The following is an 18637-nucleotide window of genomic DNA, read 5'->3' on the forward strand; positions in this document are numbered from 1 at the left end:
CTAGACAGATGTCAGAATTTTCGGCCTGGAAAGGGAAAACTTTATGAAATTTGTGCTAGTTGAATCGATCTCAGCATCGACGATTCGTCGATCCACGCCGTCTGCCAAAGCGCTAAGCGGGTTTATTAGTGATCTCAATCACATAAATATACCCGTTAGTCCCCATTGCTTACCGCTCACTGACACTTGGGACCGCTTAAGCTGACATACAACCGCTCACTTATTTACCTTACTTTACGCGCGTATTTCTCTGGCAAGATCCCCCCAACATAGCAGTCAATTTACCTCCTCAAACACAAGATCAAACCCACGCGGCTTCGGCCAATTATTAATTAGATACCAGGTTTTACTATGGATACGAAAAAGATATTCAAGCACATACCCTGGGTGATTCTCGGAATCATCGGTGCATTCTGCCTCTCGGTAGTGGCATTACGTCGGGGTGAGCACATCAGTGCCCTGTGGATCGTGGTCGCCTCAGTTTCTGTTTATTTGGTGGCCTATCGTTACTACAGTCTGTACATCGCCCAAAAGGTGATGAAACTTGACCCGACGCGTGCCACGCCGGCGGTCATCAACAATGACGGTCTGAACTACGTTCCAACCAACCGTAACGTATTGTTTGGTCACCACTTTGCCGCTATCGCAGGTGCAGGTCCGCTGGTTGGGCCGGTACTGGCCGCGCAGATGGGCTATCTGCCCGGTACGCTGTGGCTGCTGGCGGGTGTCGTGCTGGCCGGTGCGGTGCAGGACTTCATGGTGCTGTTTATCTCTTCACGCCGTAACGGCGCATCGCTGGGTGAGATGATCAAAGAAGAGATGGGCCCGATCCCGGGAACCATTGCGCTGTTCGGCTGCTTCTTAATCATGATCATCATCCTTGCGGTACTGGCGCTGATCGTGGTGAAAGCACTGGCTGAAAGCCCGTGGGGTGTGTTCACCGTCTGCTCAACCGTACCTATCGCGCTATTCATGGGGATCTACATGCGATTCCTGCGACCGGGTCGTGTGGGCGAAGTGTCGGTGATTGGTATTGTGCTGCTGGTTGCGTCTATCTACTTCGGCGGCGTGATTGCTCACGACCCGTACTGGGGCCCGGCGCTGACCTTTAAAGACACCACCATTACCTTTACCCTGATCGGCTACGCGTTTATCTCTGCGCTGCTGCCGGTATGGCTGATCCTCGCGCCGCGCGACTATCTGGCTACCTTCCTGAAAATCGGCGTTATCGTCGGTCTGGCGGTGGGGATCGTTATCCTCAACCCGGAACTGAAAATGCCGGCGATGACTCAGTACGTTGATGGTACTGGCCCGCTGTGGAAAGGCGCTCTGTTCCCGTTCCTGTTCATCACCATCGCGTGTGGTGCGGTCTCTGGCTTCCACGCGCTGATCGCTTCTGGTACCACACCGAAGCTGCTGGCCTGTGAAACCGACGCGCGCTTTATCGGTTACGGCGCCATGCTGATGGAATCCTTCGTGGCGATTATGGCGCTGGTTGCCGCGTCCATTATCGAACCGGGTCTGTACTTCGCAATGAACACCCCGCCAGCAGGCCTTGGCATCACCATGCCGAACCTGCATGAAATGAGCGGCGAGAACGCCCCGCTGATTATGGCGCAGTTGAAAGACGTAACCGCACATGCGGCGGCGACCGTCAGCTCCTGGGGCTTCGTCATTTCGCCTGAGCAGATCCTGCAGACCGCGAAAGACATCGGTGAACCGTCCGTTCTGAACCGCGCAGGTGGCGCGCCGACGCTGGCCGTTGGTATCGCTCACGTGTTCCACAAAGTGCTGCCGATGGCTGATATGGGCTTCTGGTACCACTTCGGTATTCTGTTTGAAGCGCTGTTCATCCTGACTGCACTGGATGCCGGTACCCGTTCTGGCCGCTTTATGCTGCAGGATTTACTGGGGAACTTCGTTCCGTTCCTGAAAAAAACCGACTCTCTGGTTGCGGGTATCATCGGTACTGCGGGCTGCGTAGGCCTGTGGGGTTACCTGCTGTATCAGGGCGTTGTTGACCCGCTGGGCGGCGTTAAGAGCCTGTGGCCGCTGTTCGGTATCTCTAACCAGATGCTGGCTGCCGTGGCACTGGTTCTGGGCACCGTGGTACTGGTTAAAATGCAGCGTACCAAATACATCTGGGTTACCGTTGTTCCGGCTGTATGGCTGCTTATCTGCACCACCTGGGCGCTGGGTCTGAAACTGTTCAGCACCAACCCGCAGATGGAAGGCTTCTTCTTCATGGCGAATCAGTACAAAGAGAAGATTGCTAACGGCGGCGAACTGACCGCTCAGCAGATTGCCAACATGAACCACATCGTCGTCAACAACTACACCAACGCAGGCCTGAGTATTCTGTTCCTGGTGGTGGTGTACAGCATCATTTTCTACGGGTTCCGTACCTGGCAGAAAGCCCGCGCCATCAACGGTCGCTCTGATAAAGAGACGCCGTATGTACCGGTGCCGGAAGGCGGCGTGAAGACCTCTTCACATCACTAACCGTATTCAGCCCCGCTTCGGCGGGGCTTTTCGCTTATCAGGATTGTTTATGTTTGGTACTTTAGGTCAGGCAAAAAAATACCTCGGTCAGGCGGCAAAGATGCTGATTGGCATTCCGGACTACGACAACTACGTCGAGCACATGAAGACCAACCATCCCGATAAGCCGTACATGACCTACGAAGAATTCTTCCGCGAGCGCCAGGAAGCCCGCTACGGTAGCGGCGGAAGCAGTTGCTGTTAGAAGGAGAAATGAATGACCCCGATTGCAGTTACCCTACTCACCGGTTTTCTTGGCGCGGGTAAAACCACCCTGCTGCGCCATATTCTCAACGAGCAGCACGGCTATAAGATTGCCGTTATCGAAAACGAATTCGGCGAAGTCTCGGTGGACGATCAGCTAATTGGCGACCGCGCCACGCAGATCAAAACCCTGACCAACGGCTGCATTTGCTGTACCCGCTCCAGTGAGCTGGAAGACGCACTGTTAGATCTGCTCGACAACCTCGACAAAGGCGCCATCCATTTCGACCGTTTGGTGATCGAGTGCACCGGCATGGCCGACCCCGGCCCGATTATCCAGACCTTTTTCTCCCATGAAGTGATTTGCGAACGCTACCTGTTGGACGGTGTGATTGCGCTGGTTGACGCGGTACATGCCGACGAGCAGATGAACCAGTTCACCATAGCCCAGTCGCAGGTGGGCTACGCTGACCGCATCCTGCTGACCAAAACCGACGTGGCGGGTGAAAGCGAGAAACTGCGCGAGCGCCTGGCGCGCATCAACGCCCGCGCCCCGGTGTATACCGTCACGCATGGTGATATCGACCTCTCCCTGCTGTTCGATACCAACGGTTTCATGCTCGAGGAGAACGTGGTCAGCGCCAAACCACGCTTCCACTTTATCGCCGACAAGCAAAACGATATCTCCTCGATCGTCGTCGAGCTGGATTACCCGGTAAACATCAGTGACGTGTCGCGGGTAATGGAAAATCTGCTGCTGGAATCCGCCGAGAAGCTGCTGCGCTACAAAGGCATGCTGTGGATTGAAGACGAGCCAAACCGCCTGCTGTTCCAGGGCGTTCAGCGTCTGTACAGCGCCGACTGGGACCGCCCGTGGAGCGACGAACAACCGCACAGCCTGCTGGTGTTTATCGGCATTAATCTGCCGGAAGACGAGATTCGAGCCGCGTTTGCGGGGTTGAAGAAGTAAACAGCCGCTCCCTTTTATTTGTGAAAGGGAGCAAATATCTCTGAAACAAATATCTCGCATCACGCTTTCTGTTTGTAATATTGTCTGTTAATGTCATTACCCATGATGAATTCATGTTTTTATTAATATCTCTCGGAATATTAATTTAACATATTTATATAATTTTCATGAATTGGTAGGCGTAACATGGCAATCATTATTCCCACAATAAGCAGTTGTAGCGAGAAAATTACTGCCGGCGAAAAAAGACTGGCAAGACTTCTTGAGGGGGGACTCAGCGAACAGTGTACCTGCTGGTATGACACCCGAATGGGAGACAAGCAAGAGCATCCGGATTTTGTAATTCTAACCCCCGAAAAAGGTTTGTTATTTATAGAAGTAAAAGACTGGTTTATTACAAAAATTAAATCTGCCAACAAATCACATATTCATTATGAAACTAAAGACGGCATTCAACCGTTCAAGAATCCACTCGAACAGGTTCGTCAATATACCTTTCACACTATCAATAGCCTAAAAAAAGATCCGCTGCTTCGCCAGCAACAAGGTGATTATGAAGGCAGCTTTATTATGCCGTATGGATTTGGTGTTTATTTGAGCAATATCACCCGAGCACAGCTAGAAAAGAGTTTTCCACCCGAAGCGATAAATGAACTATTCCCAGCCAGCCAGGTTATTTGCAAAGACGAACTCAGCGAGTTTATGACCAAGGAACAAATCTCTGCCCGGCTCGAATCCCTTCTCAGACATAACTACGCTCATCACACTACACCACAGCAACTCGACCGTATCCGATGGCATCTATATCCCGATGTACGCATTAACGCATCCGTTACGCAGGTTGATCTGAACAATTTTACGTTCCACACCCCCGATGTGGTTTGCATGATGGACAGGAACCAGGAACAACTCGCCAGAAGCATGGGTGCAGGACACCGTGTTATTCATGGCGTGGCAGGATCCGGTAAAACGCTCATTTTGCACCACCGTTGTATTGAGCTTGCCAACAATATTGAAAACACCAAGCCGATCCTGGTGATTTGCTACAACATCACGCTGGCCAAAAAACTCAAATCACAGCTTGAGCAGCACACTTTAAGACTTCCCGTCGAAGTCATCCATTTTCATGCCTGGTGTTATCAACAGTTAAATACACATCATTGTCTTCCGCCGAAAAGCAAAAACTTTATTGAGCTGATGGAAAATGCACTGACGGTGGCATTTGAAGAGGGGATTATAAAACCGGAGCAATACAGCGCAGTCCTAATAGACGAGGGACACGATTTTAAACCGGAGTGGCTGAGAATACTCGCACGTATGCCAGACAACAAAGATAACTCCCTTCTTTTCCTCTACGATGACGCCCAGTCTATCTACCAGAAAAAGAAAGCCCTCGACTTCACACTCTCTAGTGTCAATATTAAGGCCCTCGGCCGCACTACGATCCTGAATACCAACTATCGTAATACCCGGCAAATACTCCATTTTGCCAGCAACATTGCCTTTAATTATCTCAATAATCACATTGAAGAGGCGCTCAAATACCAGCAACCCGATGCTGGAGGCTTGTCCGGCACTTACCCGGCACTGGCCAGCTTTGATAATCAGGACGAGGAGATTACTCACGTGCTCGATTGGGTGACAAAGCAGCGACAACAAGGTATTGCATGGTCAGAGATCGCCATACTGTGCCCTTCAACATACAGCATTTCGGGGATGCTGGGGCCACGTCTCGCGGCGCGTAGCATCCCCTACCAAATGATTGTGACCAGCGATGACAAAAAGCACTGGTCGCCGCAAAATGATCTCCTTTGTGTAATGCCTTTACCAAGCAGTAAGGGGCTTGAATTTCACTCAGTGGCTATTATGGATGCCGCAAAGGAAAGGGATGAGGAAGATCTGAGTGACGACATCAAGCGTCTGTATGTCGGATTTACCCGCGCGCGCCAGAATCTTTTGGTGACAATGCACGGAACAGGGAGCTTGCGCGACCATCTTATCAACACCTACGAAAATAGCGCAAAGGTGATCTAACGGAGCCACGCCAGGAATCCGTAAACATTCCCCTCTCCCTACAGCGGAGAGGGGCGAATCCTATTTCAACACGCCCTGCTGCGTTACAACCCACTGTTCACTGGTGGTAATCGGTTTGTCATCTCGGCATGATGCCGCAGGTGTTCCACTAATTTGACAGCTGCGGTTATTTTAGCGGAGAACCGCAGCAGAAATAACCTCGCAGATGCCCGGTGGCGCTACACTTATCGGGCCAGGAAATTCCGCTTCCCGTAGACCGGATCAGGCACAGCCGCCATCCGGCACTCACAGTCCCTGCATATTCTGACTATTTCTTATTTTGCTCGCGCAGCATCGCTTCGCGCAAAATGGCATTGAGACGCGTCTGGTAACCCTTCCCGGGGCGCTTCAGCCATTCCATCACATCGGCATCAATGCGCACCGACGCCTGCGTTTTCAACGGACGGAAAAACTTACCGCGATGAGCTTCTGACCACAGCTCATCCTCGGTCACGGGAATGTCGCTGTAATCAATATCATCGTCCGGTTTATTCGCCAGCGCCTTCAGTTCAGCCTCATGCTGAGCACTCAGCGCGGATACGCTGCCGCGTTTATGTTTAACTATGCTCATAACGATTCCTCTCTTTACTGTCTGCCTTTCTGGCACTGATGATACGAATGACTTCAAAGCCACTTTCAAACCTAACGCTATGGGCAACCAGAATAACCACAATGCCATGAACAAGACCGATGGTCTGCCAGCGATACTCACCGTTCTCATACCTATCCTGCCGCGACAGGTGTTGGGGATCGTCGAAAACCAATATAGCGTCCTCAAAGCGAACACCATGTTTACGGTGGTTACTTTGTGCCTTGTTTGCATCCCACTCAAACTCCATTGGCATGTATTTCATCCCTAATTGTATATACAAAAATGTATCTACAATTATCTTATGATTATAGCGAAATTGTTGGAAATAACATCACATTTTGCTTTTAATAGAGTGAAGTTAGTAGGCCCGATAAGGCGCAGCCGCCATCCGGCACTGGCAGTTTTCATTCCGATAAGTGATTCATCCCATGGAATTTTTCATCTGGTATGGCAAGCTATTGCCATTGCACTCGTTAAGGGACCAACGTGAAAAAGTACAAAGTGATTACCCCGCTTTTTCCAACTTATGATCAGACCCGAGCCATGATGAATGCCGTGGCTGGATGTTCAGTCAAAGCGGTGCGTAATATGATCACCGCCATTCAGGAGCAAACGGGTACGCCACAAAACCCGGTTGACTGGTCAGAGCCGGATAACTGGATTAAAGAACGGCTCAGCGGCGAAGATGCCAAAATAGCCTGGCAGATCTGGAAGATGGATAACCATATTCTCAACCCTCGCCACAGCTATGGCTGCTACATGTTTATCAATAACCCTTTGTTCGATCTTATGCAGACCCACGAAGACGGCGGCTGGTACCCCAGCGAACAGGGGCGATTATTTCTGGATAACGATGAAGCCACACTGCGTAAACTCGACGATACAGAAGGCATGTTGCAACTACTGGAACTGCTCGCCGGCCGGGAGCAGGCCAGACGCGCTGATCTGCTACCCGAGTGGCAGGCATTCTTACATCAGCACTCAAAATTTGCCTCCCCCAGTTCAGTCAAAACTACGCTCTACGCCCGGCTGTACAACCTGGTCGAGCGCGATCTGGTAGCCCGTGAAGGGATGAGCTACAAAATTACCGAGGCTGGCCGAAAATGGCTCGGTAAGGCACTGCCTGAACGTCGAACCGATCCACGTAAGGAGTTGCTGGATACGGTAAAACGCTATAACCAGCAGCAAAAAGAGCTATTGCGCGACCAGCTCTCCACTATGAATCCGTACAAATTTGAACATCTGGTGGCTCAGCTACTTGAAACAATGGGCTACGAGCAGGTTGAAGTGACCAAAGCATCCGGCGATAAAGGCGTGGATGTGATTGGTCAGGTACAGGTGGGCATTACTACCATCACCGAAGTGGTGCAGGTAAAACGGATGCAGAACACCATCACGCGCCCGTATATCGACCAGCTACGCGGCGCACTGCCTTACCACAAAGCCATTCGCGGCACGCTGATCACTACCGGCAAGTTTGCCGCCAAATGCGCGGAAGCAGCGCTGTTCCCAGGCGCCGCGCCGATTACCTTAATCGACGGCGATCGCCTGCTGGAGCTGTTGATTGAAAACAACGTCGGCATTCGACGCAGCAACGCAGTGGAATTGCTGGATGTGGATTTACAGCTGTTTGATGAGCTGGAGATTGAATAACGTGCCAGACGCTGTAGCACAGCCATTTCTGTTCATGGCTTGCATAACAATATTGTGTAAAATCAGAGCAATCCCATTATCGGTAGAGAACGGACATGGCTGACCTGAACCTGAGTACCCTGACGGAAGCAGACATCATCACCAAACGCGTAATGCCCGCCATCCTTGACGCTGGCTGGAACGACACAACGCAAATCAGACAAGAGGTCAAACTCCGGGACGGCAAGGTCATCGTACGCGGCAAAGTCGCGTTATCCGGATTACACGCATGTTCCGACAATTATTATGAAAGGCCAGTGGCTGGAGGCAGCCGGTTTCACCACCGGCTGCAAATTCGATGCCAGAGTGATACCCGGCTGCATTGTGCTGACGGCCAAGCTGCCGGAGCCGGAAGAACTAGCGTTATTACATTCGCTGCGTCGGGTGTGCAAGCTGTCCGCACGTAAGCAACTAAGCAACAGTAGGTGCAGGAGTTTATCGACGTAATTTCGGCGAAACCTGTCAGGCAGAAATAACCGCCCGGATGCCAGACAGCGCTCATGAGTATAAGCGCCGTGTATTGATTGCATTACAGCTCTGGGTAACATCATTTTATCCGGAGCCGTTTACTCAAGACCCTAAGCGATAATCCCAATCATCATAGTGGACTATATTCCCATCATGATAGTGCCAGGTAATCTTCTTGTAACGGAGCTGAGCAAGTTCAAGATGGGTCTGTTTTTCGTAATAAGGATCCTTAACATCGTGCATCAGTGAAAAAAGCGTAACGACTTTCACATTTTCAGGGTTATCGTAAAATAGACCTCTTCCTGACCAGCATAATTTATTCGATAGAGGTCAATAACAGCTTTCCTTAATGTTTCTCCGGTACTTAATGATTTGTACAAAAGCACACTAGAAGCATCAATTTCCTTTTCAATTAAAAATGGACGATGTTGGCGTTTATTCAACACCCTCCCATTATGCAAATCAGAGTTGTAGCTCACATTATGATACAGACCTAAAATCTCGATCTGATTTTCACGGTCTTTTACCATCACACTACCTTTGATAATATTTCCAGCATCATCGATTAATGACATATACCCGGGGATAGCCATTTATAAATCCTTGTTAAATGGAATAGAATTCTCAACACTATTGATCATAACCGCAATACACCGCTTCCCTTCTGTCGTTTTGACCTTATACATTTCCCTGATGGAATTAACAAATAGCTTATTCATTTCTTCTTCTGACTCAGGGTAAGAGGTAAATGCGCATATCTGCTCAATATTCAGCAATGGTCTGTTATCGTTGAGGATAGCCAGAACACCGACTGGGTTATGTGGAATGGCTTCAGAGACCGCCCCCTGTAAATCTTCCGCCGTACTGGCATCCACTCCGAATTCAAGAGCACTTGCTACCGTTAACCAGTCATTATTACCTTTGCTAATTTCAGGAATAATATGGTTCCACCATTCTGACTCACTGTCATCATAAAGTTCGTGTACAACGGTATTTGCTCCTTTTTCATTTATCATCTGCAGAAGCTGTGCTGCAGTATGCACTGCAGCACAGGGAGCACCCGAAAGAATAAATAGAAAGGAGATAAAAATAAATTTCATTATCTTACCACCAAAATTGTGTCACCCGAATCGTAAATGGTTTGGCGCTTATCTTGTCCATTCATAATGATACATCCTGCAGATGCCGTTCCCGGTGGCTGCCCTTTTTTATCACCATGAATTTCGAAATGATCTCTGCCAAAAGTATTTGTCCCTGCAATAGGTTCGAGGATAATAGCGGAGGGACTTTTATGATTATTCCATCCAGCAATAAAATAAACGCCTCGTGGAATGGGGCCCTTGTTACGTATGTGTTCACAGTTCGGTTTATCCTTTGATTCACCAGCACCACTGTAGCAATAAGCAATTAATTTACCGTTATGGCTCAGTATACCTGTCGATACTTTATATTCCCATGTCATATGATTTACATCCTTTAAAATATAATAATTATGCTTATCATATTTAATTGTAAAATTAAATATGTTCATAAAGTCACAATTATTAAAATTCAAAATATTTATAATTCATACATCTTTATTTCTCGAACAAATAACTCGTATTCTGAATAATTAGATAACGGGGAAGCAGCAGGCAATCTGAAAACACCCGGTGGCACGACGCTTACCGGGTCTACAAATTCTGCGTCTCATAGGCCGGATAAGGCGCAGCCGCCATCCGGCATTCACTCCCCACTCACTCGGTAATCACAAACCGCGTCGCGGTAAAGCAGTTCAAAACCCGGTGTACCAGAAATACCATCGTTAGCGTTGCCACCAGCGCGACGGTAACAGAGGTGATGCGGTATAAATCGCTGAACACCAGATCGCTGTCCGGATGCAGGTTCTGGCCGAACATAATCCCGATGGTGGTGATACTGGCAAAACCCACCCCCGCGCCGACTTTTTCCATTACGTGCAGGCGGGCGCTGAACGCCAGCCCGAGGCCGATCAGCGGCATCATCAGCAGCATATGGTTGCTGAAATCATAGATAAGCAGTTGCACCAACAGAATATACAGGCAGGCCTGCACCACGCCGACCACGCGCCAGAGCGAGCTCAACACCGCGCCGCGATAGTGCATAGGAAACAGGATCAAAATGCCCGCCATCAGTGCCGACAGCGAATCGCTCAAATCACAGATCTGGAAGATAACAAAAATCATCGTCGCCACCGTACCGGAAAGCAGCGACTCGTGGCGCACCCGGGTGGCATCTTTCTCAATGCGCGGCGGTAGCTGGCGGGGTTCCACGTCCGGGATCAGATAATGCAGCAGCGCACTCAGCGCCACCGCCATGATGCAGGCTTCCATATTGGAGAACATCAGCGTGTGCCAGTTGGTGGTGGGATAGCTCATAAAGTTGAGCATCGTGCTCTGGCACACCACGCCCATCGAACCAAGCAGAAACAGCGGTCCTTTGCTCATCAAGCGAAAACGCATCACATACAGGCCAAACACCACCAGCGTCATAATCAGCGGCCACTGTGAGAGATAGCCGACGATTAGCACCATTTCGACACAGTTCACCGCCGCGCTGAACACGAACTGTTTTGCCACATGGCGGTTGAACACCGGCACCAGTGACAGCAGCATCAGCGGATAAACCACAAAAAATACGCCGTACTGTACGTTGTAGAAGGTCGAGATACTCAGTGCTATCGTCCCGGCAACGGAGATACGCAAGGTCTGGCGAAAATCATTGGCGGTGTAGACAATGTTCCCGTGCGGCGTAAAGACGTGGGCCAGAGTGTTAATAGACATAATGCAGCCAGCTGACGAGGTGGATCTGCGCCCCGGCAAAGGTACGGGCGAACATCCCCTCGCTGTTATACAGTTGCACCGTGGCGCGCGCCCCGGTCGGTAACGGCGTGTCGAGCGGTTCGTTCAGTGCTACGTGAATGCGCATACGCTGGGCATCGCGCACCCAGCGGGTGGACTGTTCCGGTTGCGACAGCAGACCGTTAACCTGTTCCTGACCCGCCAGAATACCGGCATCGCTGCTGGTGACGCGGGCAGAGAAAACTTTGCCCGGCAAGGCGTCGAACACCACGGCGGCATCGGTATCTACCCGAGTGTGGCGCAGGCTTTTCTCGCGAAAGTCGGCCACGATATCGGTCTGATGGCTGACCAGCGCCAGCAGCGGCGTGGCCGCGGTAGCGTAAAGTCCGGGACTAAGCTGAAGGTTACTCACCGTACCGTCGGTCTGTGCATACACTTTGCTCCAGCTGACGTTCAGTTGCGCCTCTTCCAGCACATTACGGTATTTTTGCAGCGTCACGTTACGCTTGTCATCGAGCTCGCCGCGCTGGATCAGCAGGTTCTGAATGCTGGCATTAAGCGCCGCCACCGACTGCTCGCTGGTTTGCCAGGCGGTACGCACCTTGTCGAGATCGGATTGCGACACGTTCTGCATGGTGGCCAGGCGCTGATAGCGGTCAAAGGTGGTCTTATCGTTACGGGCGCTGAATTGCGCGGTACGCAGGTTGGCGCGCGCGGAGGCTATCTGCGCATCCAACTGTTGATTGCTCAACTTCGCCTGCTCAAGGGCGATTTGCGCAGCCTCGACCTTATTGATAAACGGCGTCGGATCCAGTTCGTACAGCAAATCGCCCTTCTTCACCAGGCTATTATTGTGTACATGCACCTGCGAGACGTAACCGGATACGCGTGAGGAAACGGGCGTTACCACGCGCATCACCGTGGAGTCCGGCGTCAGCGGGATCCAGATATCGGCAACGATAAACCAGGCGAATATTACCAAGAAAGCGGCAATACTCACCCTTACCCAACGGGCAAATTTTTGTTCTGGGGTCATCATAGTTTTTAGTGTTGATTGTCTTCTTCGCGGATTGTCCGCAAATTGCAGGCGAGTTGATTTAAGGTCGCGCTGAATGAGGCAAGCTCCGCTTTGGGAATGGTGCAGGTGACGCGATGTTGATATGTCTCAATCACCCGGTTAAGTTCTTCAAGCCTTGAGCGGCCTTGCGCGGTCAGCGTTAGCAGACGGATGCGTTTGTCATAAGGCGATGTGGAACGCAGCAGATAGCCCTGCTTTTCCAACTGCGAAAGGGTGCGCATCAGCGGCGGCAGTTCAATGCCCTGCATTTGTGCCAGTTCACTGACCGAGACGTTGTCTCCCAGTTGATACAGTTGCATCAGTACCGTCCAGCTTGACTGCGTCAGGCCAGTATCGGTGATGGCAGCATCAATAATGGCCCGCCACTGGCGCACCACCATTGCCATGCGCATCCCCATCGGACGGCGGGCAAACAGTTCATCTTCCGTCATCTTACTTTCCCCTCATCGCTGAGAAGAAAATAATGCTTATCAGGATAAGTATCAAGAAACAGGCTATCCAGAAGCATGAATTGATAAATAATGTGAATACAAAAGAGGCCGGGTGATAACCCTCCAGCCTCTGTCGATGGAAGAAAATCACTCTATCTGATCGCGTCGCAGCCCGACGTCCCGCAGCCGCTCATTACTCATCTGTTGCAGTACGCGCCGCGTTTGCGCCCGTAACCTCCACGCCTTATATGCCCGCCAGATCAGAACAAATCCAATAAATGGCTGCTTTGCTTTATTCTCATGAAATTCCATACCTTGCCTCCCCGCCTTGTCTGAGGCTTTATCTTCACGGATTTGGCCCTAAGCAATACAGACTCACAAAGTACTTTTATTTAACATACAGATTGGTTAAAAAGAGTTCTGCATCGCTTTTTTCACGCCAATCTGTACTGGTTTTTTAATCTGTATGATACCCATGAGGGATACAGCATGACGCGTTACCAACATCTGGCCAATCTGCTGGCCGAACGCATTGAGCAGGGGTTGTATCGCCATGGCGAAAAACTGCCTTCGGTACGTAGCCTGAGTCAGGAGCACGGGGTCAGTATCAGCACCGTCCAGCAGGCGTATCAGATGCTGGAACAGCGGCAACTGATCACCCCGCAGCCGCGTTCCGGTTATTTTGTCGCCCCGCAAAAAGCGCTGCCGCCCGTACCGCCGATGTCACGCCCGGTGCAGCGTCCGGTCGAGATAACGCAGTGGGATCTGGTGCTGGATATGCTAAAAGGGCATAGCGATAAATCTGTGATCCCCTTCAGCAGCGGCGCGCCAGATGTCAGTCAACCGAGCCTGAAACCGCTCTGGCGCGAACTCAGCCGCGTAGTGCAGCATAACCTGAAGGCGGTGCTGGGGTACGACAAGCTTCCCGGCAGCCAGGATCTGCGCCAGCAGATCGCCCGTCTGATGCTGGACAGCGGTTCAGTCCTCAACGCCGATGATATTGTGATAACCAACGGGAGCCAGAGCGGAATGTCGCTGGCGCTGCTGGCGGTTTGTCAGCCAGGGGACATTGTCGCCGTTGAATCCCCCACCTACTACGGCACAATGCAGCTACTGCGCGGCCTGGGGATCAAGGTGATTGAGATCCCAACCGATCCGGATACCGGGCTCAGCATTGAAGCGCTGGAGCTGGCGCTGGATCAGTGGCCGATTAAAGGCGTGCTGCTGGTTCCCAACTGCAACAACCCTCTCGGGTTCATTATGCCGGATGCGCGTAAGCGGGCGGTGCTCGCCCTCGCCCAGCGTCACGACATCGTCATTTTTGAAGATGATGTGTATGGCGAACTGGCCACAGAGTATCCGCGCCCGCGTACGATCCACTCCTGGGACAGTGACGGCCGTGTAATACTCTGCAGTTCGTTTACCAAATCCGTAGCCCCCGGACTGCGCGTGGGTTGGGTGGTTCCCGGTCGCTATTACAACAAACTGCTACACATGAAGTACGCCGTCATTGGTACTAACGTTCCCGCTACGCAGCTGGCAGCAGCCTCCTTTGTGCGCGAAGGTCATTACCATCGGCATATCCGGCGTATGCGCCAGATTTATCAGCGTAATATGGAGATCTACACCTGCTGGGTACGGGAATATTTTCCCTGCGGGATCTGCGTCACTCGACCGAAAGGCGGCTTTATGCTGTGGGTCGAGCTGCCGCTCCAGGTCGATATGGTCTGCGTCGCTAAGCAGCTCTGTCGCCTGAAAATCCAGGTCGCACCGGGATCGCTGTTCTCCGCATCCGGAAAGTATCGCAACTGCGTGCGCATCAACTGCGCGTTACCGCCAAACGAGAAGCACCAGCAAGTGATGCAAAAGCTCGGCGAGGCGGTAAAGATGGCGATAGAGTAAACCGGACCGCCCGGTGATTCCGGGCAGGCGATTATACGATTTAAGTCATATCTAATGACTTAAACCCTGAATATCTTCTGCGGAAAGCCGGGTAATTTTTTGTACCGTGCAGATATCAATACCGTCTGCCAGCATGGTGTGGGCAATACGGAGCGCCTCATCACGTCGCCCTTCTATAAGCCCTTCTTGTCGTCCTTCCTGTAACCCTTCCAGCCTGCCTTTTTGTAGCCCTGCCTCATGCAATCTGTCGGCGATCGTCATCAAATGCTCCTTATACTGCGGTGAACGTTCGGCAACCTCACGAATAAACTCACTAAATCGAGGTGCATCGCCAGTTCGTAAAATATAATTAAACAGCGTCTTTATCTGGCTGTCATTAGTCAGTCCGGTAAGTAGCAGGGAAACAATTTGCTCGACCAGCCCCATAAGTTCGCGCAGCGAAGCGGGAAGATGTATATGTAGAAAATCCCGAGCTGTCTCAGGGTGGCGCAAAAACGTTTTAAAGACCGCATCATGCGGGGTGGAAGTCGGTGCTTTGTTCATGGCGATCCATCACCTGGAAATAAGATGCCGTGACTGTAGCGCTGGTAAACCACACCCTCACCTGTAACTTTCTCTCTTTGCGAGGCGATTTCCGGGATAAAAACGCCCCTTTGTAACGTCTGCATTTGTCTGGAACGCATCACGCAGAATCACGACCTCAATGCACATTCCCGCTTTTTCACCGCAGGGCCTGTGCTATAACAAATCATCACTTTCATGGAGGACACGATGTGACGCATACCCGAGATATTCCACAATCGTTCTGGCGTGATGAGCAACTGCCGTGGCTGGAGCTTCGCAGCACCTGGCAAAGTCAGCAGGCCTATAAGCGCCATCACCACTCTCAGCTCTCGATTGGGGCAATTCTCGAGGGAGGAACCTGCTGCCTGTGCGATGACAAGGAATACCATCTGAAGGTGGGCGATCTCATTGTGATCCCACCACTGGCACCTCACAGCTGTAATCCCGTCAACGGGCAATTTCGCAGCTATCACATGCTTTATCTTGATACCCGGTGGTGTCTTGCCCATCTGCCTGCGCTGAACAGCAATCAACGGCTTTGTACGCGCACTCCTGTTATCCGCGACCCGCAATTATTCCAGTGCTACATGCACCTTGTGGCGCTCATGCCGCAACGGCAAACGACGCAGATAACTGATGCTGCACAAGCATTGCTGCGCTCGCTGCCATTGCAGTCGGTAACACCGGAAAACCTAAGCGTCACCAGCCAGTATCTGCGCGAGCGGTTGCAGTCCAGTCTGCACTCCCCACCCTCGCTGGATGAGCTGGCAGATGAGTGTCACATGCGTAAAGAGACGCTGATTCGGACCTTTAAGCAGGACACCGGGCTGACGCCGGGAAATTATCTGAACATCATGCGGATTGACTATGCCCGTCAGCGGCTACGGGCCGGGGACGAGATTGTCGATGTCGGCTATCAGAGCGGGTTTGCCGACCAGAGCCATTTCCATCGCACCTTTGTTCGCTACACAGCAGCCACACCGCGCCAGTACGCACTGGGACGATCAATATCAGACAATAATTAGCGTTGCGTCAGGCGTACGCTGATCTCTGATTCATTTTCTGAGGTCGCTATGTCGCTGCTTGCTGAACTTTTTCCGTCTGCTTTTCCCGCGCTGGCGCTGGCGCATTTTGTTGCACTACTCAGCCCAGGGCCGGACTTCTTTTTACTGGTCGGTTACGCCGTACGTTACCGAATGCGCGGCAGCGCCGGGCTGTGCGTGGGGATCGCCATCGGCAACGGGCTGTATATTCTGCTGGCGATTATTGGTTGGGGGATCCTGCGCCAGCTTCCCCTGCTGTTTACGGTTATTGAGCTGCTGGGCGCGCTCTATTTATTATGGATTGGCAGCCTGCTTATACGCAGCCGCCCGCAAACCCTGACCGGAGCAGACGCCCAGTCTACCTGTCCAGGATTTGGTAAACAGCTACTGCTGGGATTAGGCTCGTCGCTGCTCAACCCAAAAAATGCGCTGTTCTATCTGGCGCTGATGACCGCCCTGCTCGGCCCGTCGGTGACGCTGCTGCAACAAACCATGAGCGGGATCTGGATGACCAGCGTGGTGTTGTTCTGGGATCTGCTGATCGTGATGTTCATCGGCTTACCGCAGATCCAGCGACGGTTAACCAGAGGGATATTGTGGATCGAGCGTATCGCCGGCGGCGTATTGATCGTCTTCGGTTGTGCAATCGCGCTGCGTTTTCTGCAGAGCGTCACTTTCTGATAAGCGTGACGATTTTCTGCAAATAAAGCGGATAAACTCGTTTAATTAATATCCAATCCGCATTACACTTTGGGTGGCTATTATCCATTCAACCAATTCTTCCCGAGGTGCGATGTGCTGATTGTTACCTGTAATCGTTACGTTTTCTGACCCGAGTCTGAAAACGTTTCTCCTGTTTGCGCCTCGCGCAGGCAGCGTTTTTGATTACATGAAATTCAGTACATTTGCAGTCTGCTTTTTTCTGTCATCGGTCTGACGTCTCAAAGACGGTATTGAATTTCGCTATTCCCGTTGAGGGTTTTCTCCCGAAAAGGAGCTGTTTTATGCAACGGATTCTCGCGTTTTTCTCCCAACGCACCACGACGCTATTTTTTCCTGTCGCGTTGATTTTATATGACTTCGCCGCCTATCTGTCGACGGACCTGATCCAGCCAGGCATCATCAATGTGGTGCGTGATTTCAACGCCGACGTCAGCCTGGCCCCCGCTGCGGTGAGCCTCTATCTGGCTGGCGGTATGGCGCTGCAATGGCTGCTGGGACCGCTCTCCGACCGGATTGGCCGTCGACCGGTGCTGATTGCGGGGGCGTTAATTTTTACGCTCGCCTGCGCTGCCACGCTATTGACCACCTCAATGACGCAATTTCTGGTCGCCCGATTTGTACAGGGCACCAGCATCTGCTTTATCGCTACCGTTGGCTATGTCACGGTGCAGGAGGCGTTTGGGCAAACGAAGGCCATTAAGTTAATGGCGATAATCACCTCCATTGTGCTGGTTGCGCCAGTTATCGGCCCGCTCTCCGGCGCAGCGCTGATGCACTTTGTACACTGGAAAGTCCTGTTTGCCATTATCGCCGCCATGGGGCTTATCGCCCTGATTGGGCTAGCGTTAGCAATGCCGGAAACCGTTAAGCGCGGCGCGGTGCCGTTCAGTGCACGCGGCGTACTGCGTGATTTCCGCGACGTTTTCCGCAACCGGGTGTTCTTGTTTGGCGCAGCCACGCTGTCGCTAAGCTATATCCCGATGATGAGCTGGGTAGCAGTCTCGCCGGTGATCCTGATCGACGCTGGCGGTATGAGCACATCAGAGTTCGCCTGGGCGCAGGCACCGGTCTTTGGCGCGGTGATCGTCGCCAATATGGTGGTTGTTCGTTTTGTGAAGGATCCAACCCAGCCACGTTTTATCTGGCGGGCGGCACCCATTCAACTGAGCGGACTGGCGGTGCTGATTGCCGGCAATTTGCTGTGGCCGCACGTCTGGCTGTGGTCGGTGCTGGGAACCAGCCTGTATGCGTTTGGCATTGGTATGATCTTTCCGACGCTGTTCCGCTTTACGCTGTTTTCCAACAACTTACCGAAGGGTACGGTCTCGGCGTCGCTGAATATGGTCATCCTGACGGTAATGGCGGTTTCTGTCGAAATCGGACGTTGGCTGTGGTTTAACGGCGGCAGGATTTCGTTTCATCTGCTGGCGGTTGCGGCGGGTATTGCTGTCGTCTTTACCCTGGCAGGCTTACTGAAGCGGGTTCGCCAGCATGAAACAACAACGTTAGCCACTGAAAACTAACCTGCCGGATGGCA

18 protein-coding genes and 3 pseudogenes are annotated in these 18637 nt (G+C 51.8%); 11 read left to right on the top strand and 10 right to left on the bottom strand.

Annotated elements, in window-relative coordinates:
• Window positions 1–351: 351 nt before the first annotated feature.
• From btsT to OGV93_RS15255, 4 genes are all read left to right on the top strand, one after another.
• A complete protein-coding gene (btsT, locus tag OGV93_RS15240) occupies window positions 352–2502 on the top strand; it encodes a pyruvate/proton symporter BtsT (RefSeq protein WP_003830033.1) in 2151 nt (716 codons plus the stop codon).
• A 49-nt stretch (window positions 2503–2551) separates the two neighbouring features.
• Window positions 2552–2746, top strand: a complete 195-nt coding sequence (locus OGV93_RS15245; RefSeq protein ID WP_003830038.1) for a YbdD/YjiX family protein — start codon at window positions 2552–2554, stop codon at window positions 2744–2746.
• A 12-nt stretch (window positions 2747–2758) separates the two neighbouring features.
• Complete coding sequence (gene yjiA / locus OGV93_RS15250) at window positions 2759–3715, top strand: GTPase (protein ID WP_206165038.1); 957 nt, start codon at window positions 2759–2761, stop codon at window positions 3713–3715.
• 186 nt (window positions 3716–3901) lie between these two features.
• On the top strand, window positions 3902–5749 hold the full coding sequence (locus OGV93_RS15255; RefSeq protein WP_046275899.1) for a UvrD-helicase domain-containing protein: 1848 nt from the start codon (window positions 3902–3904) through the stop codon (window positions 5747–5749).
• Between the two features lie 307 nt (window positions 5750–6056).
• On the opposite strand, the gene OGV93_RS15260 is transcribed toward OGV93_RS15255, so the two are convergent.
• Together OGV93_RS15260 and OGV93_RS15265 are read right to left on the bottom strand one after the other, a co-directional pair.
• Window positions 6057–6359, bottom strand: coding sequence for a BrnA antitoxin family protein (locus tag OGV93_RS15260; protein ID WP_047414530.1), 303 nt, complete (start codon window positions 6357–6359; stop codon window positions 6057–6059).
• The gene (locus OGV93_RS15265; protein WP_047414533.1) at window positions 6346–6633 is read right to left on the bottom strand and encodes a BrnT family toxin; all 288 of its coding nucleotides are present in this window, start codon (window positions 6631–6633) and stop codon (window positions 6346–6348) included. The genes OGV93_RS15260 and OGV93_RS15265 overlap by 14 nt, the downstream gene beginning before the upstream one ends.
• Window positions 6634–6866: 233 nt before the next feature.
• Here OGV93_RS15265 and OGV93_RS15270 point away from each other — a divergent pair, with 233 nt between their 5' ends.
• From OGV93_RS15270 to OGV93_RS15280, 3 genes and pseudogenes are all read left to right on the top strand, one after another.
• Entirely contained in the window at window positions 6867–8033 is a 1167-nt protein-coding gene (locus OGV93_RS15270; protein ID WP_103928883.1) for a restriction endonuclease, read from the top strand.
• 95 nt (window positions 8034–8128) lie between these two features.
• Window positions 8129–8284, top strand: a pseudogene (locus tag OGV93_RS15275) (type I restriction endonuclease); the annotation flags it as partial.
• Window positions 8265–8548, top strand: a pseudogene (locus OGV93_RS15280) (SymE family type I addiction module toxin); the annotation flags it as partial. The pseudogenes OGV93_RS15275 and OGV93_RS15280, both read left to right, overlap by 20 nt.
• A gap of 94 nt (window positions 8549–8642) precedes the next feature.
• On the opposite strand, the pseudogene tssD reads toward OGV93_RS15280, so the two are convergent.
• The 7 genes and pseudogenes from tssD to OGV93_RS15315 all read right to left on the bottom strand — a co-directional run bounded on the left by tssD (window position 8643) and on the right by OGV93_RS15315 (window position 13180).
• Window positions 8643–9133, bottom strand: a pseudogene (tssD, locus tag OGV93_RS15285) (type VI secretion system tube protein TssD).
• The gene (locus tag OGV93_RS15290; protein ID WP_046275904.1) at window positions 9134–9640 is read right to left on the bottom strand and encodes a hypothetical protein; all 507 of its coding nucleotides are present in this window, start codon (window positions 9638–9640) and stop codon (window positions 9134–9136) included.
• Window positions 9640–10071: a tlde1 domain-containing protein gene (locus OGV93_RS15295; RefSeq protein WP_223952673.1), complete on the bottom strand. Its 432-nt coding sequence runs from the start codon at window positions 10069–10071 to the stop codon at window positions 9640–9642. The genes OGV93_RS15290 and OGV93_RS15295 overlap by 1 nt, the downstream gene beginning before the upstream one ends.
• A 205-nt stretch (window positions 10072–10276) precedes the next feature.
• Window positions 10277–11341, bottom strand: coding sequence for a DUF2955 domain-containing protein (locus OGV93_RS15300; RefSeq protein WP_049041982.1), 1065 nt, complete (start codon window positions 11339–11341; stop codon window positions 10277–10279).
• The gene (locus OGV93_RS15305; RefSeq protein ID WP_103928881.1) at window positions 11331–12398 is read right to left on the bottom strand and encodes an HlyD family secretion protein; all 1068 of its coding nucleotides are present in this window, start codon (window positions 12396–12398) and stop codon (window positions 11331–11333) included. The genes OGV93_RS15300 and OGV93_RS15305 overlap by 11 nt, the downstream gene beginning before the upstream one ends.
• A gap of 5 nt (window positions 12399–12403) precedes the next feature.
• Window positions 12404–12868, bottom strand: coding sequence for a MarR family winged helix-turn-helix transcriptional regulator (locus OGV93_RS15310; protein WP_287109671.1), 465 nt, complete (start codon window positions 12866–12868; stop codon window positions 12404–12406).
• Window positions 12869–13015: 147 nt separating this feature from the next.
• Window positions 13016–13180: a DUF1127 domain-containing protein gene (locus tag OGV93_RS15315; protein ID WP_064484482.1), complete on the bottom strand. Its 165-nt coding sequence runs from the start codon at window positions 13178–13180 to the stop codon at window positions 13016–13018.
• Window positions 13181–13357: 177 nt separating this feature from the next.
• Between OGV93_RS15315 and OGV93_RS15320 the strand changes: the two genes are divergently transcribed.
• Window positions 13358–14770: an aminotransferase-like domain-containing protein gene (locus OGV93_RS15320; protein WP_287109673.1), complete on the top strand. Its 1413-nt coding sequence runs from the start codon at window positions 13358–13360 to the stop codon at window positions 14768–14770.
• 51 nt (window positions 14771–14821) lie between these two features.
• On the opposite strand, the gene OGV93_RS15325 is transcribed toward OGV93_RS15320, so the two are convergent.
• Window positions 14822–15313: an Rpn/YhgA-type helix-turn-helix domain-containing protein gene (locus OGV93_RS15325; RefSeq protein WP_103928879.1), complete on the bottom strand. Its 492-nt coding sequence runs from the start codon at window positions 15311–15313 to the stop codon at window positions 14822–14824.
• 230 nt (window positions 15314–15543) lie between these two features.
• Between OGV93_RS15325 and OGV93_RS15330 the strand changes: the two genes are divergently transcribed.
• From OGV93_RS15330 to mdtM, 3 genes are all read left to right on the top strand, one after another.
• Window positions 15544–16359 (top strand): helix-turn-helix transcriptional regulator, encoded by an 816-nt coding sequence (locus OGV93_RS15330; RefSeq protein WP_046275091.1) that lies wholly within the window; start codon window positions 15544–15546, stop codon window positions 16357–16359.
• Between the two features lie 48 nt (window positions 16360–16407).
• On the top strand, window positions 16408–17058 hold the full coding sequence (locus OGV93_RS15335) for a LysE family translocator (protein WP_047358393.1): 651 nt from the start codon (window positions 16408–16410) through the stop codon (window positions 17056–17058).
• A gap of 323 nt (window positions 17059–17381) precedes the next feature.
• Window positions 17382–18623, top strand: coding sequence for a multidrug efflux MFS transporter MdtM (gene mdtM, locus OGV93_RS15340; RefSeq protein WP_016151565.1), 1242 nt, complete (start codon window positions 17382–17384; stop codon window positions 18621–18623).
• Window positions 18624–18637 lie beyond the last annotated feature (14 nt).

Source organism: Citrobacter sp. Cb031, assembly GCF_030336725.1.
GTDB lineage: Bacteria > Pseudomonadota > Gammaproteobacteria > Enterobacterales > Enterobacteriaceae > Citrobacter > Citrobacter braakii.

What these genes read in the sequence shown, in the direction of transcription:
- btsT (WP_003830033.1), top strand. Translation starts at nt 352, where the DNA reads ATGGATACGAAAAAGATATTCAAGCACATACCCTGGGTGATTCTCGGA.
- OGV93_RS15245 (WP_003830038.1), top strand. Translation starts at nt 2,552, where the DNA reads ATGTTTGGTACTTTAGGTCAGGCAAAAAAATACCTCGGTCAGGCGGCA.
- yjiA (WP_206165038.1), top strand. Translation starts at nt 2,759, where the DNA reads ATGACCCCGATTGCAGTTACCCTACTCACCGGTTTTCTTGGCGCGGGT.
- OGV93_RS15255 (WP_046275899.1), top strand. Translation starts at nt 3,902, where the DNA reads ATGGCAATCATTATTCCCACAATAAGCAGTTGTAGCGAGAAAATTACT.
- OGV93_RS15260 (WP_047414530.1), bottom strand. Translation starts at nt 6,359, where the DNA reads ATGAGCATAGTTAAACATAAACGCGGCAGCGTATCCGCGCTGAGTGCT.
- OGV93_RS15265 (WP_047414533.1), bottom strand. Translation starts at nt 6,633, where the DNA reads ATGCCAATGGAGTTTGAGTGGGATGCAAACAAGGCACAAAGTAACCAC.
- OGV93_RS15290 (WP_046275904.1), bottom strand. Translation starts at nt 9,640, where the DNA reads ATGAAATTTATTTTTATCTCCTTTCTATTTATTCTTTCGGGTGCTCCC.
- OGV93_RS15295 (WP_223952673.1), bottom strand. Translation starts at nt 10,071, where the DNA reads ATGAACATATTTAATTTTACAATTAAATATGATAAGCATAATTATTAT.
- OGV93_RS15300 (WP_049041982.1), bottom strand. Translation starts at nt 11,341, where the DNA reads ATGTCTATTAACACTCTGGCCCACGTCTTTACGCCGCACGGGAACATT.
- OGV93_RS15305 (WP_103928881.1), bottom strand. Translation starts at nt 12,398, where the DNA reads ATGATGACCCCAGAACAAAAATTTGCCCGTTGGGTAAGGGTGAGTATT.
- OGV93_RS15310 (WP_287109671.1), bottom strand. Translation starts at nt 12,868, where the DNA reads ATGACGGAAGATGAACTGTTTGCCCGCCGTCCGATGGGGATGCGCATG.
- OGV93_RS15315 (WP_064484482.1), bottom strand. Translation starts at nt 13,180, where the DNA reads ATGGAATTTCATGAGAATAAAGCAAAGCAGCCATTTATTGGATTTGTT.
- OGV93_RS15320 (WP_287109673.1), top strand. Translation starts at nt 13,358, where the DNA reads ATGACGCGTTACCAACATCTGGCCAATCTGCTGGCCGAACGCATTGAG.
- OGV93_RS15325 (WP_103928879.1), bottom strand. Translation starts at nt 15,313, where the DNA reads ATGAACAAAGCACCGACTTCCACCCCGCATGATGCGGTCTTTAAAACG.
- OGV93_RS15335 (WP_047358393.1), top strand. Translation starts at nt 16,408, where the DNA reads ATGTCGCTGCTTGCTGAACTTTTTCCGTCTGCTTTTCCCGCGCTGGCG.
- mdtM (WP_016151565.1), top strand. Translation starts at nt 17,382, where the DNA reads ATGCAACGGATTCTCGCGTTTTTCTCCCAACGCACCACGACGCTATTT.